The 25356-nt window shown below is 67.2% G+C and carries 25 protein-coding genes; 10 read left to right on the top strand and 15 right to left on the bottom strand.

Annotated elements, in window-relative coordinates:
* Positions 1-65 precede the first annotated feature (65 nt).
* From AE618_RS10390 to AE618_RS10400, 3 genes are read right to left on the bottom strand one after another with little or no spacing between them, the layout of a single operon-like run.
* On the bottom strand, positions 66-653 hold the full coding sequence (locus tag AE618_RS10390) for a HutD/Ves family protein (RefSeq protein ID WP_054208986.1): 588 nt from the start codon (positions 651-653) through the stop codon (positions 66-68).
* A gap of 14 nt (positions 654-667) precedes the next feature.
* Complete coding sequence (locus tag AE618_RS10395) at positions 668-1597, bottom strand: site-specific tyrosine recombinase XerD (protein WP_054208987.1); 930 nt, start codon at positions 1595-1597, stop codon at positions 668-670.
* Positions 1594-1740 (bottom strand): hypothetical protein, encoded by a 147-nt coding sequence (locus tag AE618_RS10400; RefSeq protein ID WP_054208988.1) that lies wholly within the window; start codon positions 1738-1740, stop codon positions 1594-1596. The genes AE618_RS10395 and AE618_RS10400 overlap by 4 nt, the downstream gene beginning before the upstream one ends.
* A gap of 175 nt (positions 1741-1915) precedes the next feature.
* On the opposite strand from AE618_RS10400, the gene AE618_RS10405 reads away from it, so the two are divergent.
* The 3 genes from AE618_RS10405 (at position 1916) to AE618_RS10415 (ending at position 4541) form a co-directional block, all read left to right on the top strand.
* A complete protein-coding gene (locus tag AE618_RS10405; RefSeq protein WP_054208989.1) occupies positions 1916-2545 on the top strand; it encodes a shikimate kinase in 630 nt (209 codons plus the stop codon).
* Positions 2542-3696, top strand: a complete 1155-nt coding sequence (aroB, locus tag AE618_RS10410; RefSeq protein WP_054208990.1) for a 3-dehydroquinate synthase — start codon at positions 2542-2544, stop codon at positions 3694-3696. The genes AE618_RS10405 and aroB overlap by 4 nt, the downstream gene beginning before the upstream one ends.
* A gap of 137 nt (positions 3697-3833) precedes the next feature.
* Complete coding sequence (locus tag AE618_RS10415) at positions 3834-4541, top strand: acyl carrier protein (RefSeq protein WP_054208991.1); 708 nt, start codon at positions 3834-3836, stop codon at positions 4539-4541.
* Between the two features lie 105 nt (positions 4542-4646).
* Here AE618_RS10415 and AE618_RS29045 read toward each other — a convergent pair whose 3' ends face one another.
* The 7 genes from AE618_RS29045 to AE618_RS10445 all read right to left on the bottom strand — a co-directional run bounded on the left by AE618_RS29045 (position 4647) and on the right by AE618_RS10445 (position 13853).
* Positions 4647-4778 (bottom strand): hypothetical protein, encoded by a 132-nt coding sequence (locus AE618_RS29045; RefSeq protein WP_282568504.1) that lies wholly within the window; start codon positions 4776-4778, stop codon positions 4647-4649.
* 65 nt (positions 4779-4843) lie between these two features.
* Positions 4844-5974: a calcium:proton antiporter gene (locus AE618_RS10420; protein WP_054208992.1), complete on the bottom strand. Its 1131-nt coding sequence runs from the start codon at positions 5972-5974 to the stop codon at positions 4844-4846.
* 241 nt (positions 5975-6215) lie between these two features.
* A complete protein-coding gene (locus AE618_RS10425) occupies positions 6216-7199 on the bottom strand; it encodes a TRAP transporter substrate-binding protein (RefSeq protein ID WP_054208993.1) in 984 nt (327 codons plus the stop codon).
* 142 nt (positions 7200-7341) lie between these two features.
* Positions 7342-9156: a glucan ABC transporter ATP-binding protein/ permease gene (locus AE618_RS10430; protein ID WP_054208994.1), complete on the bottom strand. Its 1815-nt coding sequence runs from the start codon at positions 9154-9156 to the stop codon at positions 7342-7344.
* A 113-nt stretch (positions 9157-9269) separates the two neighbouring features.
* Entirely contained in the window at positions 9270-9794 is a 525-nt protein-coding gene (locus AE618_RS10435) for a CAP domain-containing protein (protein ID WP_248310822.1), read from the bottom strand.
* Between the two features lie 4 nt (positions 9795-9798).
* Positions 9799-12354, bottom strand: coding sequence for a DUF3772 domain-containing protein (locus AE618_RS10440; RefSeq protein WP_197280744.1), 2556 nt, complete (start codon positions 12352-12354; stop codon positions 9799-9801).
* Between the two features lie 326 nt (positions 12355-12680).
* Positions 12681-13853, bottom strand: a complete 1173-nt coding sequence (locus tag AE618_RS10445; protein ID WP_054208996.1) for an ROK family protein — start codon at positions 13851-13853, stop codon at positions 12681-12683.
* Between the two features lie 241 nt (positions 13854-14094).
* Between AE618_RS10445 and AE618_RS10450 the strand changes: the two genes are divergently transcribed.
* Together AE618_RS10450 and AE618_RS10455 are read left to right on the top strand one after the other, a co-directional pair.
* Positions 14095-14574 carry a DUF2938 domain-containing protein gene (locus tag AE618_RS10450; RefSeq protein ID WP_054208997.1) on the top strand — a complete coding sequence of 160 codons (480 nt, stop codon included), beginning with the start codon at positions 14095-14097 and terminating at the stop codon, positions 14572-14574.
* Between the two features lie 38 nt (positions 14575-14612).
* Positions 14613-15848: a metal-dependent hydrolase family protein gene (locus tag AE618_RS10455; RefSeq protein ID WP_054208998.1), complete on the top strand. Its 1236-nt coding sequence runs from the start codon at positions 14613-14615 to the stop codon at positions 15846-15848.
* A gap of 108 nt (positions 15849-15956) precedes the next feature.
* Here AE618_RS10455 and AE618_RS10460 read toward each other — a convergent pair whose 3' ends face one another.
* The 3 genes from AE618_RS10460 to gloB are packed head-to-tail and all read right to left on the bottom strand — an operon-like array spanning position 15957 to position 17956.
* A complete protein-coding gene (locus AE618_RS10460; protein WP_054208999.1) occupies positions 15957-16721 on the bottom strand; it encodes a GNAT family N-acetyltransferase in 765 nt (254 codons plus the stop codon).
* Positions 16721-17179, bottom strand: a complete 459-nt coding sequence (locus AE618_RS10465) for a cupin domain-containing protein (RefSeq protein WP_054209000.1) — start codon at positions 17177-17179, stop codon at positions 16721-16723. Before AE618_RS10465 ends, AE618_RS10460 begins: the two co-directional genes overlap by 1 nt.
* A gap of 12 nt (positions 17180-17191) precedes the next feature.
* On the bottom strand, positions 17192-17956 hold the full coding sequence (gene gloB / locus AE618_RS10470) for a hydroxyacylglutathione hydrolase (RefSeq protein ID WP_054209074.1): 765 nt from the start codon (positions 17954-17956) through the stop codon (positions 17192-17194).
* Between the two features lie 129 nt (positions 17957-18085).
* Between gloB and AE618_RS10475 the strand changes: the two genes are divergently transcribed.
* The 4 genes from AE618_RS10475 to AE618_RS10490 all read left to right on the top strand — a co-directional run bounded on the left by AE618_RS10475 (position 18086) and on the right by AE618_RS10490 (position 22719).
* Positions 18086-18853 carry a class I SAM-dependent methyltransferase gene (locus AE618_RS10475; protein WP_054209075.1) on the top strand — a complete coding sequence of 256 codons (768 nt, stop codon included), beginning with the start codon at positions 18086-18088 and terminating at the stop codon, positions 18851-18853.
* 107 nt (positions 18854-18960) lie between these two features.
* Positions 18961-19914 carry an acetyl-CoA carboxylase carboxyltransferase subunit alpha gene (locus AE618_RS10480; protein WP_054209001.1) on the top strand — a complete coding sequence of 318 codons (954 nt, stop codon included), beginning with the start codon at positions 18961-18963 and terminating at the stop codon, positions 19912-19914.
* A gap of 175 nt (positions 19915-20089) precedes the next feature.
* On the top strand, positions 20090-21568 hold the full coding sequence (locus tag AE618_RS10485; RefSeq protein ID WP_156330206.1) for a L,D-transpeptidase family protein: 1479 nt from the start codon (positions 20090-20092) through the stop codon (positions 21566-21568).
* A 224-nt stretch (positions 21569-21792) separates the two neighbouring features.
* The gene (locus AE618_RS10490; protein ID WP_054209003.1) at positions 21793-22719 is read left to right on the top strand and encodes a TorF family putative porin; all 927 of its coding nucleotides are present in this window, start codon (positions 21793-21795) and stop codon (positions 22717-22719) included.
* A gap of 61 nt (positions 22720-22780) precedes the next feature.
* Here the strand turns inward: AE618_RS10490 and AE618_RS10495 are convergent, their stop codons facing one another.
* A complete protein-coding gene (locus tag AE618_RS10495) occupies positions 22781-23275 on the bottom strand; it encodes a MarR family winged helix-turn-helix transcriptional regulator (RefSeq protein WP_054209004.1) in 495 nt (164 codons plus the stop codon).
* Positions 23276-23320: 45 nt separating this feature from the next.
* Between AE618_RS10495 and AE618_RS10500 the strand changes: the two genes are divergently transcribed.
* The gene (locus tag AE618_RS10500; protein WP_054209005.1) at positions 23321-24349 is read left to right on the top strand and encodes an alpha/beta fold hydrolase; all 1029 of its coding nucleotides are present in this window, start codon (positions 23321-23323) and stop codon (positions 24347-24349) included.
* Here AE618_RS10500 and hemH read toward each other — a convergent pair.
* On the bottom strand, positions 24265-25344 hold the full coding sequence (hemH, locus tag AE618_RS10505) for a ferrochelatase (protein WP_054209006.1): 1080 nt from the start codon (positions 25342-25344) through the stop codon (positions 24265-24267). The genes AE618_RS10500 and hemH overlap by 85 nt on opposite strands.
* Positions 25345-25356: the final 12 nt, after the last annotated feature.

Consider the following 25356-nt stretch of genomic DNA (forward strand, 5'->3'; position numbering starts at 1 on the left):
GGAATGGCTCCCGGGTCTCCGCTGCGCTGCGCCCGGGATGACGGCGTGTTCGAAGCCGATCTGTTCTAACGCAGCCGGATGATCGCCAGCAGGGCCTGGCCAGCTTCGACCGTCAGCATCCCTTCCGCCTGTGCATCGATGCGCAGGGCATGACCGCCGGGAATCGCGAAAGCCGTCTCGCCGCAGCGACCGCGGACGGCCTCGCCCGGCGCGTAGAGGATATGCGTCCCGGCACCCAGCGCGATGCCCTCGCCTGCGACGGGAACCACCAGATCGATTGCGCACAGCGCCCGGTCCGCGATCAGGTTCACCACCTCGACCGGGCCGTTCTCCAGCCGGCTGACCAGGGGAATGCCGCCGTCGTAGCGGACCGGCCGGAAAGGCAGGCGCAGGTCGATCTCGCCGCCCGGCCCGTCCAGCACGAGACCGGAGCCGACGATCACCGCCTGCAGCCGCTCATAGCCGGTGAGATCGGAGAAAGGGCCGGGCGCCACGATTCCCGTGCGCCCGAGCCGCCAGATCATGCCCTCCCAGCCGGCCGGATCGGCGCCGGGGCGGCTGGCATCGGCGATGTCGAGCGTGACGCCGCCGCCATTCTTCCACGGCTTGCTGCGGAAGCTCTCGGGCGGGAGCGGCGTGAGGACAGGCTGCATCGGATCGGCTCTCTTCAGGCCTCGTCCGCCAGCGGATGCAGGTCGCGCACCATGCTTTTCAGGCGGTCGTCGAGGACATGGGTGTAGATCTGAGTCGTGGCGATGTCGGCATGCCCCAGAAGCTCTTGCACGACGCGCAGATCGGCGCCGTTCTGGAGCAGGTGGCTGGCGAAGGCATGGCGCAGCACATGCGGGCTCAGGCTCGCAGCCGACAACCCGGCGGCGCCGGCCAGCATCTTGAGATCGCGGCCGAAGGCCTGGCGGGTGAGATGGCCGCTCTCGCCCTCGGCCGGAAACAGCCAGCGGCTGTCACTCGCACCGCTCTCGCGCAAGCTTGCGAGCCAGGCGCGGGCGGCCTCGCGCGCCGGTTCGTTGAGCGGCACGAGCCGGTCCTTGTCGCCCTTGCCGCGCACCACCAGGAAGCGCTCGCGGGTCGTCGCGGCCGACAGCGGCAGCGCGATCAGCTCGGAGACGCGCAGGCCCGTGGCATAGAGCAGCTCGATCAGCGCGCGCATCCGCAACGCCCGCAGCCGCGCTGCCGGCGTCAGCCCATCGCGCTCGCAGGCCTGCCGCGCCGTCTCGATCAGCCGGTCGACATCGGCAACCGAGATCACCTTCGGCAGCGGGCGGCCCTGGCGCGGCCCCTCGATCGCCGCCGACGGATCGCCCGAGGAGAAGCCCTCGGTGTAGAGGAAGCGGTGGAACTGGCGCACGGCCGAAAGGCGGCGCGCCGCCGACGAGGCTTTCAAGCCCCGCACCGAGATGTCGGCGAGCCAGGCGCGGATGTCGTCGGCCGCGACCGCATCGAGCGCGCGACCCCCGAGGAATTCGATGTAGTCGTCGATGTCGCGCTGATAGGCGTCGAGCGTGTTGCGGGCGGCGCCGCGCTCGGCGGCGAGCATGTCGAGGAAGCCGTTCAGCCGCGCTCGCGCGATCCGGCTCATTTCGGCTGCAGCTTGGACGGCGGCACCGTCTCGACGATCTCGCGCGGCACCGGCTGGACGAAGACGACCAGCGCAACCATGCCGCCGAAGACGAGTCCGCCCAGCAGAGCGAGGATCGCGACGAATCTGAACAGCGTCGGCACGGTGCGGCGGCCCTCGAATCGCTTCGCATCCCCGAAGGGGGAGCCCCATCGCTTATTCCCGATGCCAGCCCTCCGATGCAAGGGCGGCGGTATGGACACCATCCAAATCCTGCCCGTGCGGGGCATGACGGCGCATAATCGCTCATGCTAGACCGACGGCGAGGACAACGCCGCAATGACGATCGTCGAAACACTCGACCCGCAGAACAGTGAGGAAACCCGCGTGGATCGCGATGCATTGCGCGCCGCGATCGGGAACCGCGCCATCGTGCTCGTGGGCATGATGGGGTCCGGCAAGAGCTCGGTCGGCAAGAGGCTGGCGGCGCGGCTCGGCCTGCCCTTCGTCGATGCCGACACCGAGATCGAGACCGCGGCCGGCATGACCATCCCCGAGATCTTCGCCCAGCGCGGCGAGACCGAGTTCCGCAATGGCGAGCGCCGCGTCATCAGCCGCATCCTGGTCACGCGCGCGCCTTTGGTCCTGGCGACCGGCGGCGGCGCCTACATGAATGCCGAGACGCGCGCCCGCATCGCCGATCTCGGCATATCCATCTGGCTCAAGGCCGAGCCCGACGTGCTGATGCGCCGCGTCCGCAAGCGCTCGAACCGGCCCCTGCTGCAAACCGCCGATCCCGAAGCGACGCTGCGCGCGATGCTGACCGAGCGCGAGCCGGTCTACGCCCTGTCCGACCTGACGCTGGTCTCCCGCGACGAGCCCCATGAAGTCGTCGTCACCGCTGCGATCGCGGCGCTCGACCGGCATCTGCGCGACACTCCCGACCGCGACCGAAAGCCTGCGCCATGACCATTCCCGCCGACACCGCGCCCGGCGCCCGGATCGTGGTCCCGGTCGCGCTGGAGGGCCGCGCCTACGACATCCAGATCGGCCGCCACCAGCTCTGCGAGGCGGCGAGGCTGATCGCGGCGATGGCGCCCGGTGCCAAGGTCGCCGTCGTCACCGACGAGCGCGTCGCGGCCCTGCATGCGCCTGCCTTCGAGGCGTGCCTGCAGCAGGAGGGCATCGGCTTCACCCGCATCACCGTGCCACCGGGCGAGGCGACGAAGTCCTATGCCCAGTTCATCGCGCTCTGCGACGCGCTGCTTGCGGCGAAGATCGAGCGCGACGACATCGTCATCGCGCTCGGCGGCGGCGTCGTCGGCGATCTCACGGGCTTCGCGGCCGCCGTGCTGCGGCGTGGCGTGCGCTTCATCCAGATTCCGACGACGCTGCTGGCGCAGGTCGATTCCTCCGTTGGCGGCAAGACCGGCATCAATTCGAGCCATGGCAAGAACCTGATCGGCGCCTTCCACCAGCCGGCGCTGGTCATCGCCGACACCGCGCTGCTGGACACGCTGAGCGAGCGCGAGTTCAAGGCCGGCTATGCCGAGGTGGTCAAATACGGGCTGATCGACGATCCCGCCTTCTTCGACTGGTGCGAGGTCAACTGGAGCCGCATCATCGCAGGCGGCCCCGAGCGCGACCATGCGGTCGCCGTCGCCTGCAAGGCGAAGGCTGCCATCGTCGCCCGCGACGAGCGCGAGGAGGGCGACCGCGCCTTGCTCAATCTCGGCCACACCTTCGCCCATGCACTGGAGCGGCTGACGCACTACGACTCGGCCCGGCTCGTCCATGGCGAGGCGGTGGCGATCGGGCTTGCGCTCGCCTTCCGCTTCTCGCAGCGGCTGGGGCTCTGCTCGGGCCAGGACGCCACCCGCGTCTCGCGCCATCTCGACGCCGTCGGCCTTCCCAGTACGCTCCAGCAGGTGCCAGGCGGGGCCGGGACGGCGCAGGAGATCGTCGCGGCGATGGGTCAGGACAAGAAGGTCCGACGCGGCGTGCTGACCTTCATCCTGGCGCGGGGCATCGGCCAGAGCTTCATCGCGCATGGTGTGGCGGCCGAGGAGGTCACGGCGTTTGTCGAGGCCGAATTGGCGACCAACGGGCAGGCCCGCTGACGTTTGGCGTTCTCGGGCCAAGGGACGCTCGGGCGGTCGTGAGCAGCCACTTCGCATGAGACGCGAAGCTTAACGCTGATATCCAACAGGCTGCTGATCGCGTTGAGCCGTCCAACTCTGTGGGTTAAGCTCCGAGCATGCAAGAGACTGTCGCACTCCTTGGAGCACTCGACATCGACGATGAGGATGCTGTTCCCATCGTGGAAGCCGTTGAGCAGGTGTTCGGCGTCACGATCAGCGATTTAGAGGCGGAAACCTGCGAGACAGTCGGAGGCTTGTTTGCGCTCGTCTGCGCGAAACTGCCGACCGTAGACCGCAGCGATCATCTGCCGTGCCTCACCGCAGCTACCTTCAGACCTATTCGTCGAGCGCTGCTGGCGCGATGTCCCGACCTCGATGTTCGACCCGATACCCGCCTCGTCAGCTTCATCAAGGGGCACGATCACCGAGAGTGGCGGACCTATCTTGCCAGCGAGACAGGCCTGAGCATTCCTCAACCTGTGCTCCGTGGCTTCTTCGTCTATGTCCTCGGCTTTGCGACCATGGCTTGGTGCCTGATCCAATTCGTGGGTTACGGCTTCGCCAGCTTTTTCGCTGTCTGTCTTCTCGGTTGGCTGATCAGCAAAATGGTCTCCCGGTACGGCCGATGGATATGGGAGGATATCGTTACGGTTGGTGACTTAGCGCGAAAAACGGCCGCTCTCAACGTCGCGCAGGCCGTCAAGAAACACGGTGCCGTACGCAAAGGCGAAGCCTGGCAGGCGTTGGTCACACTTCTCCAAGGCTTTTCACCGCGAACTGGAAACATCGGCCCCGAGACACGGTTTTTCGCACGACGCCGTTGATGAGGCGGTGAACACGATGGTCACTCATCGGATGGTAGCGACGGGCCTAGATGCTGGGTGCTCGCTTCAGCAAGATTAAATCAACCTCGGCCTCGGCGTAGTGGATCAAACCGAAGTCTCGGAACTCGATCGATGCGAGTAGGCAGCCTCCTCAATCGCGGCCACCACCAGACCATTTGAGCCGGCCAGCGCAACCTCGTCCCCAATCAACACCTTCTGTCCGTTCGGATAGTTCATGTCCTCAGTCTCGGACGCTGCGGACATGTGGGCAATAGGTAGGAACTAGATCTCTCCCGTCCAGGCTACGGACTAAACACCAGCACAACGAACACGAAGAACACGCTCAGATGCACGGCGCCCTCCAGCATCGTCGTGCGCGTGCCGGTGAAGGTCAGCGTCGAGAGCAGCAGCGTCATCGCCAGGATGACCATGTTGACGCCCGAGAGCCCGAGCACGACCTCCTGGCCAGTGAACAGGCCGATCGCCAGCACCGCCGGCACGGTCAGCCCCAGCGTCGAGGCGGCGGCCCCCAGGCAGAGATTGATCGCGCGCTGGAGCTGGTTGGCGCTGATCGCCCGCAGCGCCGCGATGCATTCCGGCGTGAACACCACCATCGCGATCAGGATGCCGCCAAGCGCGACCGGGGCGCCGAGCTGGATGATGCCGAAATCGAGCACGGTCGCCAGGCTCTTCGAGAGGATGACAATCGGCAGGATGTTGGCGAGCAGGAGGGCGACATGCGTCCAGATCGCGCCGCCGGCGTGGCCTTCGCCTTCGAGGGGGCCGAGATCGACCGCCTTCTCGGTCCGGGCCGGGGTCCGCGGCAGCGGCGCCTGCTCGCGGGTCGGCTCCTGGAAGAACGACCGGTGCCGGCCGGTCTGGAGCACCAGGAAGGCGCCGTAGAGCGCGATGGTGAACACCGAGAACGAGACCGATTGCAGCGTCGTCAGCGTGCCTGCGCCGGTCGAGGTCGTGAAGTTCGGCAGCACCAGCGGGATCACCGTCAGCGGAATGATCACGGCGAGATAGGACGAGGCGCCCTTGAGATTATAGCTCTGGGCGAAGTGCTGCCGCCCGCCAACGATGAGGCCGATGCCGACGACACCGTTGAGCACGATCATCAGCACCGCGAACATCGTGTCACGGCCGAGCGTCGGCGCGCCCTTAGCGCCGAGCATGACGGCCGAGATCAGCGCCACCTCGATGATGACGATGGAGAGCGTCAGGATCAGCGTGCCATAGGGCTCGCCGAGCCGCTCGGCCAGGATTTCCGCCTCATGGACCACGCCGAACGCCGCCCAGATGATCACCCCCAGCAGCCAGACGAAGATCGCAGCCGAGATCAGCGGCGCGCCGAGCTGGCCGAGCAGGCTCGTTCCGAACAGCAGGAATGCGGCGACGGTCGCCCAGGCACAGGCAAGGCGGAGGATCATGGCGCTCAATCGTTCATCCTGACAGGGGGCTCGAGAACGGCGCGCGGAAACGGGCCGACGCGGCAGCCTAGCGCATCCTGTCCTCGCTCGGAAACTCAACCGTCATCCTGGGCGGCCGCAGGCCGTCCCGGGATCCATCATAGAGCGCGTCGGCGCCCTATGATGGATCCCGGAGCTGCGCCGCTGCGCGGCTTGTCCAGGATGACGCATGGTTCGAACCAAGGCGATATGCGCTCACGGATCAAGGCTTGCGATAGGCGTCCAGCACGGCGGCACCCTCGGCCCCGGCCTTGGCCCGCCACTCGTCGACCACGCTTTTGCCGGCCGCGGCCAGCGCCTGCGATACGCCGGCGGGCACATCCGTCAGGATCGCGACCTTGTTGGCGCGCATGCGGGCGTAGTTCTCGTCGAGCCGGGTCACGATCGCGGTCCATTGCCGCTGTTCGGTGGCGGCGGCCGCATCGTCCACGACCTTGCGCAGATCGGGAGGCAGGGCCTCATAGGCCGCGAGGTTGACCGTCGCGATCGAGATCGGCAGCGCATAATTCACTTCGGCGAAGTTCGGCAGGAAATCCCAGAGATTGCGCCCGGCCCCGCCATCGCCCGATGACAGCACGGCGGTCACGCTGCCGTCCTTCACCTTCGGCATGGCGTCAGCGAAGGAGAGATTGGCAGCTTTCGCCCCGGCCGCGTTCATCACGGCCGTCGAGGTCGCGTCATAGGTGCGGATCGACAGGCCCGACAGTGCCGTCGGCGCGGTCAGCGCGTCCTTCGACCAGATCCCCGACGCCGGCCAGGGCGTGGTGTAGAGGATCTTCTGTCCAAACGAGGCGAGCTTTTTGTCATAGGCCGGGCGGGCCAGATCGGTGAGCCTGCGCGCATCCGCGATCGAGGTCGCCAGGAAGGGCAGCGAGGACAGCCCGAACAGCGGATCGACCGCGCCGAGCGCGCCCGCGAAGGCATCGCCCGCCGCGACCTCGCCTTTCTGCACCGCGCCGATCATCGCCGCCGACTTGATGCCGCGCGCCGCGTCAAAACTCGGCTTGATCGTCAGCCGTCCGCCGGCTTTTTCGTTCACGATGGCCGCGAAGGTCGCCACGCCCTCGCCTGGAATGGCCGTGGCCGGATATTCGGTCGGCATCTCCCAGACGGTCTGGGCTCCCGCGGGCGCAGCCAGCGTCAGCGAAACGGCGGAGAGCAGCAGGCCTGCGATGAACGACCGCATGGTTCGGTTTCCTTCCGTGAGACGAGCGCAGCCATCCGATCGGGCGAAACAGCCTTGCGGCGCATGCGATGCAAGAACGATGGAAGCAAGAACGATGCGACGCCGAAACGCGCGACGCAAGAACGAACGGGGCGAAGCAGCCTCAGTCGATCGCGATCGTCCTGGCGAGCGGGCTCGCAGCCGCCTCGGCCAGCGCGGCGGGCTTGTCGGTGACGAGGTACTGCGCCCGCGCCAGGGCTTCAAAGCGACCGCCCTTGGCGACGAGCTCCTCGAAGGTGCCCATCTCGGCGACCTCGCCCTGTTCGAAGACGAGGATGCGGTCGGCATTGCGGATGGTGGCCAGGCGGTGAGCGATGACGAAGGTGGTGCGCCCCTTCATGACCTCCTCCAGCGCCTTCTGCAGCTTGACCTCGGTCGAGGCGTCCAGTGCCGACGTCGCCTCGTCGAGGATCAGGATCGGCGGGTTCTTGAGAAGCGCGCGGGCGATCGAGAGGCGCTGGCGCTCGCCGCCCGAAAGCGTACGGCCGCGTTCGCCGACCAGCGTGTCGAGCCCGTCGGTCTGGCGCGCCATCACCTCGGTCGCCTGCGCCCGGTCGAGCGCCTCCATCATCTCCTCTTCCGTCGCATCCGGTTTGCCGACGGTGAGGTTCTCGCGGATCGAGCGCGCAAACAGCATCGGCTCCTGGAAGACGACGCCGATGTTCCGACGCAGCGACAACAGCGAGATCTCGCGGATGTCCTGCCCATCCACCGTGATGCGTCCCGATTGCGGATCGAAGGCGCGATGCAGCAGGCCGAGCGTCGTCGACTTGCCAGAGCCGGTCGAGCCGACGATCGCGATCGTCTCGCCAGGAGAAACCGAGAAGGAGACGTCGCGCACCGCGGTGCGCTTGCCGTCATAGGAGAAGGAAACGTCCTCGAAGGCGACCGCACCAGAGAGCCGCCCGGCATCGCGCGCGCTGGGCAGGTCGCGCACGGCGGGCAGCGTGTCCAGGACCTCGAAGAATTCGCGCATCTTCGGCGCCTGCATGAAGATGAAGTTCACGAAGGCGACGATCTGCTCCAGCCGCCCGACCAGCATGGTGGCGAAGCCCATGAAGGTGACGATCTCGCCGACCGTGGTCAGGCCCTGCATCAGGAGCCAGGCGCCGACGACGAAAATCGCCAGCACCGTCAGCGTCGCCGAGGCCCGCGTCGCCACGGTGGCGATCGCCCACCAGGACAGGACCGGAAGCTGCGCCTCGAGCAGGCTCGCGATGGTCGATCGCAAACCACGCACCTCGGCCTCGATCCGGGTAAAGCTCTGGATCACCGGCACATTGCCGAGCGCGTCAGAAGCCCGCTCGGCGAGATTCGAGTGATAACCCTCGACATTGCTTTGCAGCTTGTCGGTCTTGCGCAGCACATAGGCCGTCAGCAGGCCGAACAGGACCACCAGCGAAATCAGCAGCAGCCCGAGCTGCCAGTTCTTCCAGAGCGTGAAGGGCAGGAGAATGAAAAGCGCGACGAGGCTGGCGCAATGCTCGCGGAAGAACGACAGCCACAGCGCCCACATGCCGCTGGTGCCGTCGAGCATCACCTTGAGCACGCGGCCGGAATGGGTCTGCGTGTGGTAGGCGAGTGGCAGGGTCAGCGCATGCTCGAAATAATTCGCCATCACGGCGAGGCGGCGTCGATGCGCCAGCCTGTCGGAATGCAAGGAGACGAAGACCGAGGCTCCGATGGTGAACAGGCCGAAGCCGACCCAGGCGAGGATCAGCGGATTGATGTCGGCCCAGGCGAGCTTCTGCCCGGTGCCCTGCACGCTGGACAGTTTGTCGATCAGCGCGCCAAACAGCATCGGCTCTGCGAAGGCCGCCGCCGCCAGCAGCACATTAGCAAACGCCAGGATCAGCCCGAGGCGCTTTTCGGGGCCGAGTTCGCCGAGGACGCGCGTATAGATCGCAAGCAGGGACATCGTCAGACCTTTAGCGCAGCGCGAGCCACGAACAAGCCCTCAAGCATGACGCTTGGTTCGACGCCCTCCGCTTGGCGTCCGGCAAGGACGGCAAAGGCGATACGGAGCCGCTGCTACGGCGCCATGATCAGTGCCCAGTAGACCTGGTATTTAGAGCCCGGCGCATAGGCGGTGGCGATGCCCATGCGCCTGACGCCCGGGGCCTTCATGACGCGGTCGTGCTGCGGCGAATCCCGCCAGCCCGAAAAAGCCTCCGCCAGCCGCCGATACCCCGCCGAGAGATTGACCTCCGCACCGGGCTGCCCATCGCGCGCCAGCCGCGCCTTGACGGCCTCGGCCTGCGCCGGCTTGTCGGCGGCGGCCATCGCGCTCGCCTCCTGCTGCGCAGCCGCGACCAGATCGGGATCGAGCGCCAGAGCGTTCAGTCCGGCGTTCAGCCTGTAGGCCGAGATGATCGCGCGTGCCTCGTTCTCGTCCACGTGCGCCGAGGCCGAGCCGAGATCGCGGTAGAAGGCCGGCTGGCTTTGACGCGCCGGCTCGGTGCAGCCGGCGACGCCCAGCAGGGCGAGCGCGCCCGCGACGAGGACGGGACAGGTCATCGGCCGGGCTTTCGCCACGCCGCTTCGGAGGCTGAACATCGCATCATTCCTTGCTGTCGTCCTTGGCCGGCTCCGGCGGTGCGAGAGCTGGCGGCATGGCCGTATTGGCCTCGGTTTCGTCATCCTCGCCGGCAACAGCCGGCGCCGCCCTGCGCCTGGCGGGAGCAGCCGCGGCGGGCTTTGCAGGCTTGGTGACCCGGCTCTCACGGACGACGGCGGCCGCGATGTCTCCCAGCGACTGCTCGACGCCTTCGAGCCCCTTCACCAGGAGCTCCGGCGTACCGGCCGCCGGCTCCATCTCGGTCAGGCGCTTGTGGATCGCGAAATTCAGGTCGCTGGTGACGCGCCCGACGATGTCGACATCGGCGACGATGCAGACCAGGTCGAAATCCATCGTTGCCGTGCCGATCTTCTTGAAGAGGATCACCGGCGGCGGCTTCTGCATCACATCGCCATGGGCGGACGCAGCCTCGCCAAGCATGCTTCGCACGGCGCCGGCATCGAGCGTCCGCGGCACCGAGAGCGAGATCAGGATGCGCCCCGTGCGGTCGTTGCGGACGCGATTGCGCACCACGCCCGAGATGAGGTTGGAGTTCGGCACGATCACCGAGGAACGGTCGAAGGTCGCGATCTCGGTCGAACGAACATTAATCTTCTTGACGATGCCCTCGGCGTCGCCGACCACGACCTGATCGCCGACGCGGATCGGCCGCTCCCAGAGCAGGATCAGCCCCGAGACGAAGTTCGACACCACCGATTGCAGGCCGAAGCCGATGCCGACCGAGAGCGCGCTCGCCACCAGCGTCAGCCGCTCCAGGCTGAGGCCCAGCGCCGATACCGCAAGCGCGACCGCCGCGACGTAGCCGACATAGCCCGCAGCCGTGGTGATCGAGTTGCGCAGGCCCGTGTCGAGCTGCGTCGTCGGCAGGAACTTGCCTTCGAGCCAGCCCTGCATCGAACGGGTGGCGGTGAGGCCGGCAGCGAACAGCAAGCCGGCGATGATGATCGAGGACAGCGAGATCGTCACCCCGCCGACCTGGAAGCCGAAGAAGGCTGCCCGCAGCGATGTCAGGAAATCCGCCGATTCCAGCCCCCATGGCGCCAGCACCAGCAGGAAGGTGATGACGATCAGGACAAGCTTGAGCACGCCGGCCGCGATGACCGCGATCTTGTCCAGTGTCCCGGTTCGGATGCCCAGGCCCGCCTTCAGCGTCAGCGCGAGCCGGCCCTTTCCCGTCAATGTCTGGGGAATGCCGAGATCCACGAGCTGATAGGCCAGCACGAAGACGCAGGCCAGCATGCCGATCCAGAGCACCTGCTCGGTCAGGAAGGAGGCGAAGATGACGTAGCCGCTGAGGACCGACAGCGAAATGACGAGGCCGACGATCCAGCCGAGGATGCGGATCGGGCCCAGGCTCGCGCCATCGACCGCGACATAGGGTCCAAGGCACGCCTCTTCCTCGACCTCCTCATTGTCGCGCAGGCGATAGAGCCCCATCACCAGCGTCAGCGCGAAGATGATGATGAGGATGCTGCGCAGGATGATCGAGACGGCCAACCCGGCCGCGATCGCCGTCAGCCACGCTTCCAGAACCTTGCTGACGGACAGGACCAGCGCCAGCGAGGTGCCCATCCAGACCACGATGCGCGCGGTCGAATCCATCACGCTGACCAGCCGCCGCTGCGGCTGGCCCGGCGCGAACAGCGCGTCCAGCAGCGCCTGCACGAAGGCGACGACGGCAAGTCCTGCGACGGCGGCCGCCACCACCGGCTGGATTCGCAGCGGCAGCAGACCGGCCGTATTGAGGGCTGCATAGATCAGCCAGCTCGCCAATGCCGGGGGCGCGGCACCAGCGACGACATGGGCGAGCGCGACATAGAGGCAGTGCAGGCTGCCGGCGTCCTGCGTATTGCCGAAGCGCGCCTTGAAGCGCGGCAGATAGCGCCGCCTCGCCAGGTAGAGCAGCCCCGCGCCGAAGAAGGCGAGTGCCACCAGGCCGCCGCGCACGCCCGACAGCGCCTCGCCCACGCCCGAAAGCCAGCCGCCGAAGATGTAGCCCGAGGCGCGCAGATCCTCGGGCACGGTCGAGATCGCGCTGCTCCACATGTCCGGGCTGAACACCGTCGGCCCCGCGGCAAAGAGAACCTTGGCGAAGAGATCGCGGCGGCGGTCGCCGATCGCCGTCTGAAGCTGCTCAGCCTGCAGGAAGGCGGCGCGGGCGATCTTCATCGTCTCGTCCGCGTCGGTGAAGGCCTTGAGACGGCTCTCGCGTTCGCGCGCCACCTCCGCGCTTTCGGGCGGAGCGGCGGCGTCGGGTTTCGGACCGATCTGGTCGAGGCGCACCCGGGCCTGGTCGACGCGCGGCGCCTGCTGCTCGATGAGATCGCGCAGCTGGATGAGCGAGGGTTGCAGGCGGGCACGCTGCCGTTGCAGTTCCGCTTCCGTGGCGGTCGGTGCCGCCAGGGTCGTTTCGATCTGGGTCAGTTCGAGGCGGATCGCATCGAGCCGCGCGCGCGGCGATACCGCGACTGCGTCGGAGGCCGCGGGCTGGGCAAAGCCATGTCCCATGCCGGCGAGGATCGCGAAAAGCATCGCCATCGCGAAGACAAGCCCCTGCACGAGGCGGGGCCTGGGTGTGGGCGCTTGCCCCATGCGCGCAGCCATACCGGTGAGGCCTCGCTCGGACTGGTGATTCGATGCTGGTTCGACCCTCGCCACAGCTTCCGTCTCAAGGCAAGCGCATCGCTCCAGACAGGCACGGGATCGGATATGCAGGGCGAGGCGCAAGGGCGGGACCTGTCTGAACAGTCGAGGACGATAGCCGCTCGGCCGGAGCGGTCATGGCAGCTTCGCTCCTCATCCCTCCCAAAGCGGACATCATCATGGCGCCGCCGAACATAGCCATGCCGGCGGACGCTCCGCCCTCAGTCCCTGGACCTCGACTTCGCCTTCTCCGCATCCTTGGCCTTATCGTCATCCTTGCCCTTATCGGCACCCTTGCCTTTGTCCGCATCCTGGCTTTTGGCCTTGGTCCAGTTGCGATAGCTCGCATTGCCCAGCCCGGTGCCGATGGTCAGCACGGCCCAGTTCTCGACGTCCTGCATGGCCGGCATCTCGCTCAGGCCCTGGATGACCGCGTCGTTGTGCATCGCCACCTGCGTCTCGTGGTCGCCGATGTCGGGAACCAGTTCGCGAATGCTGTCGACCAGGTTGAAGCGGCTGCTTTCCCAGTTGCCGGGCAGGTTCTGCGCGCCACGGTCGATCGCGCCGTCCGGCTCGATCAGGCCGGGACAGCCGACGCCGATGAAGGGCGCGACCCGCAGGCCATCCTTCTTCGCCTGCTTGAGCTGGGCTTTCAGCATCTCGCCGAGCCGCGCGATCGCCTCGTCGCGGCTCGGTTGGTCATCGGCATGCCGCCAGAGCTCTGACGATGACACCCGCGCCTTGCTGAGATCCGGCGCCTTGTCCTGGCGCAGATCGACGATTCCGGCCCGAATGTTCGAGCCGCCGATATCGACGGCAACCAGGCTGTCATACGCCTCGAAGATCCATTTCGGCGCGAGATGGGCACTCCCGACCAGACCGGCCTCGTCGGGATGGTGGCTCACCGGCACGAGGTCGATCTTGTGGCCGTCGGTGCTGAGGATGATGCCGGCGCGGCCGATCGCGAGCTGGCCGACGCGGCTGTCGCTGAACCCGCCGCCGACGACGATGCGCTCCACCGGCGCCCAGCTCTTGAGCCGGACGAAGCGGCGCACGACGAAAGCGAGCGACTGCGCGAAACGCTCGATCGCGCTCAGCACCAGCGCCGCCTCATGAGGGCTGCCATCCTTCAGCAGGGTATCCAGTTCCCGCTTGCTGACATCGGCCGTCTCGCCCTTCAGAGGATCGCCGCCCTGCTCGCGCAGATGCAGGCGCAGCGCGTCGAGATGCTCGACGAAGGCGCTGCGGCTCGCCTTGTCGCCGACGAAGCCCTCCTGATCGCGGATTTCGAGATTGTAGCTGGTCACACTGACCGAAGGCAGCTCGCCCGCACCATGCGGCCCTCGCGGCGAAGCCTCGCGGCTGCGTGTCGTCCCGGTCGCAGCAGTGCCCATGTCGTCTCTCCCCAAGCCTCTACGCGATGGGGCAACCCCGGATGCCTGCTGAGGTTCCCACGCGCGCCTTTCCGGCCCGCGGCGGCGTCTGGCGCATGGCGCGCCTGCGTCGGTCGCGGTGTTTTCGAAGCCCGCGCCGGTTGACCCGCTGCGCGGATCACTCCTCCATGGCAGTCGATGCAGAATGACGCCGCAAAACGGCGCGGGAACGGGAACGGAGCGCTGCGCTCCGGGGGATGACATGACGGATTTCATCGTTCGCGCGGTGCTGATCGGCGTCGGCGCGACCGTGCTGCTTGATCTCTGGGGGCAGCTCTTGAAGCGCACCATCGGCTGGCCGCCGACGAACTGGGCGATGCCCGGCCGCTGGCTCGTTCATCTCACGCGCGGGCGGGTGGTCCATGAGGACATCGCCAAGGCGGAGCCGGTCGCAAACGAACTCGCCATCGGCTGGATCTTCCACTACGCCGTCGGCATTCTCTTCGCCGCCGTCCTGCTGGCGATCTGGGGCCTCGGTTGGGCTCATGCGCCCACCTTCCTGCCGGCGCTGATCGTCGGCCTCGTCACGGTCGGCTGCGGCTGGTTCATCCTGGCGCCGGGCATGGGCGCCGGTATCGCGGCCTCCAAGCGTCCCAACGCCAATCGCATCCGGCTGATGAACATCATTGGCCACATCGTCTTCGCCATCGGCCTCTACGGCACGGCGCTGCTCACCCGCTAAGGCCCCTTCCTGATCCTTCCCCTCGTCGAGACGCAATCATGGCCAGCACGCTCTTCACCAATGCCCGCATCGTCGACGGCACCGCCCCCGAAGCCGGCGCTCCCGTCAGCGTCCTCGTCGAGGGCGGCACGATCCGCGAGGTCGGCAAGTCAGTGACCTCGGCCAAGGCCAAAATCATCGACCTCAAGGGCAAGGCCCTGATGCCCGGCCTGATCGACGCCCATGTCCATGTCGTCGCCGGCGTCGCCGATCTCGGCCGGAACGCGCAGCTGCCGGATTCGCTCGTCACCGCCCGCTCCTTCGTGATCATGCGGGATATGCTGATGCGAGGCTTCACCACGGTGCGCGATGTCGGCGGCGCCGATTTCGGCCTGAAGCAGGCGACGGAGGAAGGCCATTTCCCGACGCCGCGCCTGGTCATCTCCGGCAAGGCGCTGAGCCAGACCGGCGGCCATGCCGATTTCCGCGGCCGCTACGACGATGCGACGACGCCGGTCATCCGCCACCGGCTCGGCGCGCTCGGGCGCGTCTGCGACGGGCTCGACCAGGTCCGTCGCGCCGCCCGCGAGGAAATGAAGGGCGGCGCCGACTTCATCAAGATCATGGCCAATGGCGGCTGCGCCTCGCCGACCGACCCGATCCATTTCCTCGGCTTCTCCGTCAGCGAGCTGGAGGCGATCGTCGAGGAAGCCCGGATGGCCGGAACTTACGTCTCCGCCCATGTCTATACCGATGAGGCGATCCGCCGCTGCGTCGAGGCCGGCGTCCACTCGCTGGAACACTGCAACCTGATCGAGGCCGAGACGGCGGAGCTCGCCGCCTCGAAGGGCGCGGTCGCGGTGCCGACGCTGGTCACCTACGACAAGCTCGTCTCGGACGGCCCCAAGCTCGGCTTCCCGCCGGATTCGGTCGCCAAGGTCGATGTCGTGCGCTCGGCCGGCATGAACTCGCTCGCCGTGATGAAGCAGGCCGGCCTCGCCATGGCCTATGGCTCGGACCTGCTCGGCGAGATGCACAAATACCAGTCGGAGGAGTTCGTCATTCGCGGTCGGGCGCTGCCGGCCCATGAGGTCATCGGTTCCGCCACCCATGTCGCCGCTAGGCTGCTGAAACTCGAGGGCAAGATCGGCACGATCGCAGCCGGTGCCCATGCCGACCTGATCGTCGTCGACGGCGACCCGCTCAAGGACCTTTCCCTGCTCACCCGCCAGGGCAAGCACATGCCGCTGATCATGAAGGGCGGCGCCTTCATGAAGCGGGCGAGCCTGGGCTGAGGGCATCCGCGTCATGCTCGGGCGAAGACCCGAGCATCTCGTGAGCAAATGTCTCCGGCGCCTCAACCGGCCGGAGATTCTCGGGTCAAGCCCGAGAATGACGCCCATTCACCCCGCCAGGTCGAGCACCCGCGTCTCATAGGCGTAGAGCTGGTGGAACCCCATCGAGCCGTAGAGCCTGTTGGCGACGGCGTTGGTCTGGTCGACCTGCAGATAGGCCTGCCGGCACTCCATCGCGCGGGCCCAGCCCATCAGCCCAGCGATTAGACGCCGGCCGAGGCCCTGGCCGCGATGGGCGGGATCGACCACGACGCTGCCGATCTCGGCCATGCCGCGCTCGGCGACGCTCATGCCGAAGGCGACCGGCTCTCCCGCGACCAGCCAGGTCGCGAAGGCCGCCGGCAGCCGCACCGCATCGACAATCGCCGCGAGCTTTCCCGCATCGGCCTTGATGCCGCTCTGTCGCGCCGCGACGCCTGCGATCCAATCGGGGCTCGGACGCGCCTCGATCTGGAGGTCAGGCTCGATCGAGGGTTCGATGTCGGCGAGCGAGCGGATCAGCCCGAAGGAGACGTCGCGCACGGCATAGCCGCGCGCCTTCACCATCGCCAGCGTCGCCTCGCCGACAAGCGGCGTCAGCCGGATGCAGGGCGGCAGCCCGTCGGAGCGGTAGAGTTCCTCGATCAGCAAGAGCGTCGCCTCGTCGAGCTCGGCGCCCGGTTTCAGCGGCGAGGCCGAATTGGCCCGGCCCGAATAGCCGCCCGCAAAGCGCACCACCCAGTCGCCGATCAGCAGCGTCGCCGGCGACGGCCAGGCATTGACGATGCGACGCTCGCAATCGAGCACGAGGCCAATATCCCCTTCAGCCGCCATCACGCAGCCCCTCCGGGCTTGCGCGGCGTCGGCCGCCAGCCGGGCGGCGCGATCTCGAAGGCAGAAAAGATGAAGCCCGGCGCCACTGTGCAGCCGACCAGCGTCCAGGCTCCGAGCGAGGTTGCGCTCTGCCACCAGCCCGCCGGCACGACGAATTGCGGCCGCTGTCCCGCCGCGAGGTCGGTACCGAGATGATGGGCCGAGGCGTCATGCCCATTGGGCGAGACGCTGATCACCATCGGCGCGCCGGCATAATGATGCCAGATCTCGGCGGCATCGACGCGGTGCCACTCGGAGGTCTCGCCGGTGTCGAGCAGATAGTAGATCGCCGTGGAGACGCTGCGCCCATCCGCTTCGCGCGGATCGCGAAAGGTCTCGCGGTAATGCCCGCCCTCGGGATGGGGTTTGAGGTCGAGCAGCGCGATCACCTCGGCAGCGGTCAGGCCGTCCAGCTTCATCGCGGCCTCCCCTCAGAACCGGTTCTTGGCTTCGCGCAGCGCCGCAAACACATCGCCGGCCGGCGCCCCGACGAGACCAACCGCCGCGCCCAGCGCACCTTCGCCGGCCCGGAAGAACGGATTGGTCGCGGCCTCCTCCGCCACCGTGGTCAATGCCCAGAAACGTCCTGACGCCTTGGCGGCCTCGGCCTGCGCCAGCCTTGCCGTCAGCGCCGCATTGGCGGGCTCCATCGCGGCGGCGAAGCGGGCGTTGGAGAGAGTATAGTCATGGCCGCCGAGCAGGCGAATGTCGCCGGGCAGCAGCATCAGCCGCGACAGCGAGGTCCACATCGCCGCCATCCGACCGGGCTGGACCCGCCCGCAGCCCATGACGAAGACGACGTCGCCGACCAGCGCCAGCTTCGCACTGCGCGAGACGAAGCTGAGATGACCCTCGGAATGGCCGGGCGTATGCCAGATCTCGAAGCCGTCGCCTCCCAGGAAGACCACCTCGCCCTCGCCGATGATGCGGTCGAGCGGGGCAGAGTTAGCGGCGTCCGCCGGCCCGCAGACGGTCGCGCCGGTCGCCCGCTTCAGTTCGGCCACCCCTTGCGTATGATCGGCATGCGCGTGGGTGACGAAGATCTCGCTGATCGTCCAGCCCTTCGCCGTCGCCGCCGTCATGACCTGCCCGGCATCGGGAACATCCACCGCCGCGCAGGCTCCCGTCGCGGGATCGTGCAGCAATGCGCCGGCATTGTCGCTGAGCGTGCGGAAGACATGGAGATCGAGCGGCATGGGAGGCTCCGGAAAGCGGGCTGACCCATTGGCGAATAGCGAATGGAGCGGTCGGAAGCCAGTCTCCTGCGCTGTCCTCATCGGCCGGCCGCTCTTGCTTTGGCCGCGCCGCCGTTCCATCTCAGGCTCATGTCGCTCGATGTCGTCGACCTGCGCGCCTTCTATGCCAGCCCGCTCGGCCATGTGGCGCGGCGCTTCATCGGCACGGCGATGCTGCGCTTCTGGCCCGATTGCGCCAGGCAGCGCGTGCTGGGACTGGGCTACTCGACGCCCTATCTCTCCGTGCTCGGCGTCAATGCGGAGCGGGTGATCGCATTCATGCCGGCCGCCCAGGGCGTGGTGAATTGGCCCTCCGACGGCCTGTCGGCATCGGCGCTGGTCGAGCCGACGCTGCTGCCGCTGCCGACAGCCTCGATCGACCGGGTCGTGCTCGTCCACGCGCTGGAGGAGACGGAGAGCCCCGAGGACCTGATCGAGGAGGCTGGGCGCGTGCTCTCGCCGGGCGGCCGGATGATTCTCGTCGTGCCGAACCGGCGCGGGCTCTGGGCCCGCATGGACGGCACGCCCTTCGGCCAGGGCCGCCCCTTCAGCCGCTCGCAGCTCGAGGCGCTGATGCGGAGGGCGGACTTCTCGCCGGAGAACTGGGCCGAGGCGCTTTACGTGCCGCCGCTGCGTCGGCGCGTGCTGATGCGCTCAGCAGCCGCCTGGGAGCGGGTCGGCGCCGGACTGTCCCTGCCCTTCGCCGGCGTCCATGTGATCGATGCGACCAAGCAGGTTTACCGGCGCGTGCCGCTGCGCGCGACGCGCCGCAGCTTCGCTTTCCGGCCGATCCTGCTGCCCCAGCCGACACCGACACCGCGCCATGGCCATGCCCGTGACGAGGCGCCGCCGGGTTGACAAGCCCGCAAGAGCGCGGCCAAGGTCCGCCGCTTTTCGCAAGCCCGGTTCCCCATGACGCTTTACGCGCGAGAATCGTCCCGGCGCGAACCTGAAACTGGATCACGATGCGAAGCTATCTGGATTTCGAGAAGCCGGTCGCCGAACTGGAGGCGAAGGCCGACGAGCTGCGGGCCCTCGAGGCCAAGGGCGAGGGCTATGCGCTCACCGAGGAGATCGACCGGCTCGAGGCCAAGGCGAGCCAGGCGCTCAAGGATCTCTATGCCGCGCTGACGCCCTGGCAGAAGACGCTGGTCGCGCGCCATCCGCAGCGGCCGCATTTCAAGGACTACTGCGCCGCGCTGATCGAGGAGTTCACGCCGCTGGCCGGGGACCGCGCCTTCGGCGAGGACGAGGCCATCGTCGGCGGCTTCGGCCGATTCCGCGGCGAGCCCATCTGCGTTATCGGCCAGGAGAAGGGTGATTCGACCGAGACCCGTATCCGGCACAATTTCGGCATGGCCAAGCCCGAGGGCTACCGCAAGGCGGTCCGGCTGATCGAACTCGCCGATCGCTTCGGGCTGCCGGTGCTGAGTTTCATCGACACCGCCGGCGCCTATCCGGGCATCGAGGCCGAGGAGCGCGGCCAGGCCGAGGCGATCGCGCGCTCGACCGAGGCCTTTCTCGGCCTGCGCACGCCCAGTGTCGCTCTCGTGATCGGCGAAGGCGGCTCGGGCGGGGCCATCGCGATCGCAGCCGCGAGCCGGGTGATGATGCTCGAACACGCGATCTACTCGGTGATCTCGCCGGAAGGCGCCGCCTCGATCCTCTGGCGCGACACCGGCCGCGCCCAGGATGCCGCGACCGGCATGAAGATCACCGCGCAGGATCTGCTGAAATTCGGTGTCATTGACAGGATCGTCGCCGAGCCGACAGGCGGCGCCCATCGCGACCGGCAGGCGGTCATGGGCCGTGCAGGCGATGCGCTGGCATCGGCGCTGGCGGATCTGGGCGGGCTTTCGCCCGACGAGATCGCCGATCAGCGTGCAGCGAAATTCCTCGCGATCGGGCGCAATCTCTGACAGCGGGAGATCAGGCGGCGATTGACCCGCCTTTGACCATTGGCTTCGAGCCCGGCTCCTGTGGTAAGGAACCTTCAAGGCTAACGCTTCTACAACAGGACGGCGGGCACAATTTGGCCGTCTTGCGAAGTCACAGGTCGCGCTCCTGGCCGGCCGATCGATGGGATTTGACGACGTGGCATTCAAGCAACTCGCGCTCGTGGCCTTTGTTGCATTGACTTTAGGCGCCTGCGAGGAGGATCGCTACCGCGGCTCCGCTCGCCACCACATCCCGATTCCATCGGCGACCTATACGCTTATGGCCGAGAAGGGCATGAGCAAGGACCAGCCGGTGCTGATCCGCTCCTACAAGAAGGAGTCGGAGCTCGAGGTCTGGAAGCGCAAGCCCAACGGCCAGTACGCGCTGCTCAAGACGTATCCCATGTGCCGCTGGTCCGGGCAGCTCGGCCCGAAGACTCGCGAAGGCGACCGCATGGCCCCCGAAGGCTTCTACGCCATCGGCCCGGGGCAGATGAACCCGAACTCGTCCTATTACGTCTCGTTCAACATGGGCTATCCGAACGCCTATGACCGCTCGCATGGCCGAACCGGTTCGCTTTTGATGGTGCATGGCGCCTGCTCCTCGGCCGGCTGCTATTCGATGACCGACGACCAGATCGGCGAGATCTATGCACTCGTCCGCGAAGCCCATAATGCCGGCCAGAAAGCTGTGCAGATGCAGGCCCTGCCGTTCCGGATGACGCCGGAAAACCTCGCCAAGCACCGGCTCGATTCCAACATCGCCTTCTGGAAGAACCTGAAGGAGGGCACCGACTATTTCGAGGTCACCGGCGACGAGCCGCAGGTCGGCGTCAATGGCGGGCGCTACGTCTTCAACGGCAATGGCAACGGCTCGGTCGTCCAGGCCGTGCAGCAGAAGCGCCATCAGGACGAGATGCAGGTCGCGGCTTTGGTCGCCAAGGGCACCCCCGCTATCAAGCTGATTTATGACGACGGAGACCAGCACAGCTCGTTCAAGACCGCGCTCGTCTCCGGCGGCTCCGATTCGCTCAACCGCTCGGTCTCCTGGGCCTCGCGCGATGTCGGCATCAGCCGTCCCGATGCGTTGACCGTAGGCCCGCAGGTTGTCGTGCTCGACGACAAGGGCAAGGCCAAGGCGACGGTCCGGGCGCAATCGGCCGACAACGAGGCCGTGCTCGCCGCCGTTTCGGCCGTGGCCGAGCCGCAGGTCGCAAAGGTCGATGTCGCAAAGGTCGAGCCCAACAAGACGGGCTCGATCAGAGCCGAGGCGTCCAAATCCGAGGGAGCCAAATCTGAGTCGGCCAAGCCCGCCGCTGCTACGGCAGCCACCCAGCTCGCCAAGGTCCAGCCGGGCGCCGCGGCGCCGGCTCCCGTGACCGCAGAAAGCCAGATCGGTTCGTTCGGCACCGCATCCGAGGAGAGCCAGCCATTCTATCGCCGCGCACTCAGCTTCGTGCCGCTCATCGGCGGATCGCAGCCGACCGAACAGGCTGCGGCGCCGGTCGCGTCAGTGGTGCCCTCAGTGCCGACCAATGTTCGCGCTCCGCTGCCGCCCCGCCGTGCCGATGGCCTGCGGACGACCTATCTCGACAAGCCTGCGGCGGCGTTCGCCAGCCAGCCGGCAATCCGCTGAGCCGGGCCGCCAGGCGCGACCCTGGCGTGATCGAAATACAACATCGATCTACTTTGTCGGCTCAGTCCATTTATCAGGCGCAAAAGGCCCCGCTTGCGGGGCCTTTTGCTTAAATCCTGCCCATCCTGCCAAAAACCTTGCCTTGCCGAAATTGGCGAGCACCCGCCTTGATTGTGGCGGAAACGCGTCGTGGCGCGTCGTTCGATTTGGCACGGAGCACATAAATGGCTTTCGATTTCATCCGTTCTTCGGTGGCTGGCCTGACCCTGTCTCTCGCGGCCTTTGCAGGCTCCGCACAGGCCGCCGATCTGCCGAGCCGCAAGGGTGCGCCGGTGGCTCCGATCCCGCCGAGCATCACCTGGATCGACGCTGCCATCAGCATCAAGGGCGTCACCGACTACAATTTCCGCGGCATCTCGCAGACCGATCGCAAGCCCGCGATCCAGGGTGGCGTCGAGATTCAGGTTTATGACAACCTGTTCTATTTCGGCGTCTGGGGCTCGAATGTCGATCTTGCGACCAGCCCGCCGGCTGAGATCGACTTCACCGCCGGCATCCGGCCGAAATTCGGCCCCGTCGCCTTCGACTTCGGCATCATCCAGTACTACTATCCGGACGAGAAGCGCTTCATCGACTCGCTGGGCGTGACCTGGACGCCGCGCAACACCGACTTCATGGAAATCGTCGGCAAGGTCTCCTACAACTGGGAAGACAAGCTCACCGTCGGCGCCAACGTCTTCCATGCCTGGAACTGGCTCGGAACCGGCGCGGAAGGCACCTATGCCTCGGCGACCGCCAAGTACAACCTTCCCTTCCTCGAAGGCCTCTCGGTCTCCGGCGAATTTGGCCGCTACTGGCTTGGCACGACCAACACCAACATCGCCTTCCCGGTGGCGATCCGCCTGCCCGACTACAACTACTGGAACGTCGGCCTGTCCTACACCTACAAGAACCTGACGGCGGATATCCGCTATCACGACACCAATCTCTCCAAGACCCAGTGCTTCCTGCTGACCTCGGATCCGCGCGGCATCAACCGCGGCAACGCGACCGGCAGCTTCACCTCGAACTGGTGCAATCCGACCGTGGTCGGCTCGCTCTCCTTCGACATCACCGCCAGCAGCATCGGCATCTTCGCCCCGGCGAAGTAAGCGCCAGAGCACGGCAGATCATCGAGGGCCGCTCGCAAGAGCGGCCCTTTTGCTATGTCTGCTAGGCGCCAGGTTCAGTCCGGCCTTCGAGCGAGGCCGCGATCCGTCGCATCATCTCGCCGATCGAATCGCATTCGGCATCGCTCAGCACCGTCATCATTGCGTCGAGCCTGGCGACATGGAGGGCCATGGCGGTTTCCGTGAGGCCAGCGCCTTCCTCCGTTAGCCACAACCGACGGACGCGACGGTCGGTCTCGTCGCCGCGTCGTTCGATCAGGCCCCGGCGCTCCAGCTCCGGCAGGAGCATGCTCATGGCGCTGCGCCCGACCAGCAGCTTCTCGGCCAGCGCCTGCTGGGTCAGCCCCGGATGATGCGCGATATTGGCAAGCACGTCGTAATGCGCGAGCTGGATGCCCAGCGGCGCCAGCGCCTCGCCGAACACCTTCTTCCAGAGCTGATGAACGCGCGCGACCGCGATCCAGTTGCGGAAACGCGGCAGCTCCCAGGGCAGGCGGCGCCTGTCTGTCTGAGGCAAAGGCTCTTGCTTTTTGTTCATGCCTGAACATACTCGTTCATGGCTGAACAAATTAGGACTTGTGCCATGGCCGTTTCGTTCCTCCGCCTGCTCCGGCCCGTGGTTCGCGCCGCAGCCTGGATCGCACCTACGCTCACCGGCCGTATCGCCTTCACCGCCTTCTGCACCCCGCCGCGCTCCAAGCAGGGACCCAATCGCGCGGCTGCGGTCAAGTCCGTCGGCGCGCGCCTCGACGCGGCGACGCGCCTGTCCGTACCGTTCCCCTGCGGCTCGGTCGCAGCCCATGTCTTCGAGCCGGCCCAAGTCTTCGAGCCGGTCAATGTCTTCGAGCCCGCATCCGGCGGCGCAGACGCGCCGGCACGCAGCGTGATCCTGCTGCATGGCTGGACCGGCGAGGCCGCCTTCATGAGCGCGTTCGTGACGCCGCTGCAACGGGCCGGCTTTCGCGTCGTGGCCTTCGATCTGCCGGCGCATGGCCAATCCACCGGCGCGCAGCTCAATGTGCCGATCGGGGTCGCGAGTCTTGCAGCCGTGGCGCGAGCCTTTGCGCCGGTGCATGCCATCGTCGCCCATTCCTTCGGCGGCTCGATCGCGCTGGCGGCGCTCGCCGGCACGGTCCCGGCCCAGCCGAGGGTCGAGGCGCAGCGTCTGGCACTGCTCGGCTCGCCTGCATCGATGGCCGAGGTGGCGCGCTGGTTCGGCACGACGGTCGGCCTCGGCGAGCGCGGGCAAAGCGCGCTGGAGGCGCGCATCCATGACGTCGCCGGCGTGCCGGTGAGCGATTTCGAGGGCAAGGCGCAGCTTGCGCGCTTCGGGCGACCGACGCTGCTGCTGCATTGCCGCGACGACAGGGAGGTGCCCTTCGCCCATGCGCAAACGCTGTCGGAAGCCGGTCCGTTCACACGGCTGGAACCGCTGCAGAAGCTCGGCCACCGCCGCATCCTGCAGTCGCGCAAGGTCGCAGCGATGGTCGCGGATTTCGTCGCGGGACGGGCCGAGGCGCCGTCAGCTCAGACCCAGCCCATCAGCTCGCGCCGCACGACCGCCTCGATCGCGTCCACACCTTCAACCGAGTCGTTCAGGCAGGGCAGATAGGCGAATTTCTCGCCGCCGCCATGCATGAAGAATTCGCGGTTCTCGACATCGAGCTCTTCGAGCGTCTCCAGGCAATCGGCCGAGAAGCCCGGCGCGACGATCGCCAACGACTTCGTGCCGGATGCCGCCAGCGCCTTGACCGTCTCGTCGGTATAGGGCTGCAGCCACTCGTCGGGCCCGAAGCGCGACTGGAAGGTCAGCCGGAAGCGCTCGCGGCTGAAGCCCAGTTCCTCGCGCAGCAGCCGCCAGGTCTTGGCGCAATGGCAGTGATAGGGATCGCCCTTGAGCAGATACTCCTTCGGCATGCCGTGGAAGGAGCACAGGATCACCTCCGGCTCGAAATCGAGCTTCGCCAGCGAGGCACGCATCGAGGCGGCCAGCGCTTTGATATAGGCGGGATCGTCGTGATAGGGCGGCACGACCCGCACCGCCGGCTGCCAGCGCATCGTCATCAGCGCGCGAAAGGCCTGGTCGCAGGCGGTGGCCGAGGTCGGCGCGGCATATTGCGGATAGAGCGGCACCATCAGGATGCGGTCGCAGCCCTGGGCGAGCAGCGCTTCGAGCCGGCTCTTCACATCCGGCAGCCCGTAGCGCATCGCCCAGTCGAACACGACCCGGTCGCCCAGTTCCGGCGCCAGCCGCGCGGCGAGCTGCTCGGTCTGCGAGCGCGTGATCGTCTTGAGCGGCCCCTCGTCACGCTCCTTGTTCCAGATCGAGGCGTAGTCCTTGCCCTTCCGGCCCGGGCGCGTCGTCAGGATCACGAGATTGAGCAGCGGCCACCACAACCAGCGCGAGGTCTCGATCACGCGACGATCCGACAGGAACTCGCGCAGATAGGCCCGCATCGGCCAGTAGCTGGTGCCTTCCGGCGTGCCGAGATTCATCATCAGCACGCCGATCCGCCCGTTCCGGATCGGAGGATGATCCGCCGGCAGCGGAACGGCATATCCGGCAGCGACCGGCAGCGTCTCGGAAGTCATGGCACGCTCTCTCATCTGACCTGTGAT

The organism is Allobosea vaviloviae, assembly GCF_001298265.1.
GTDB classification, from domain to species: domain Bacteria; phylum Pseudomonadota; class Alphaproteobacteria; order Rhizobiales; family Beijerinckiaceae; genus Allobosea; species Allobosea vaviloviae_B.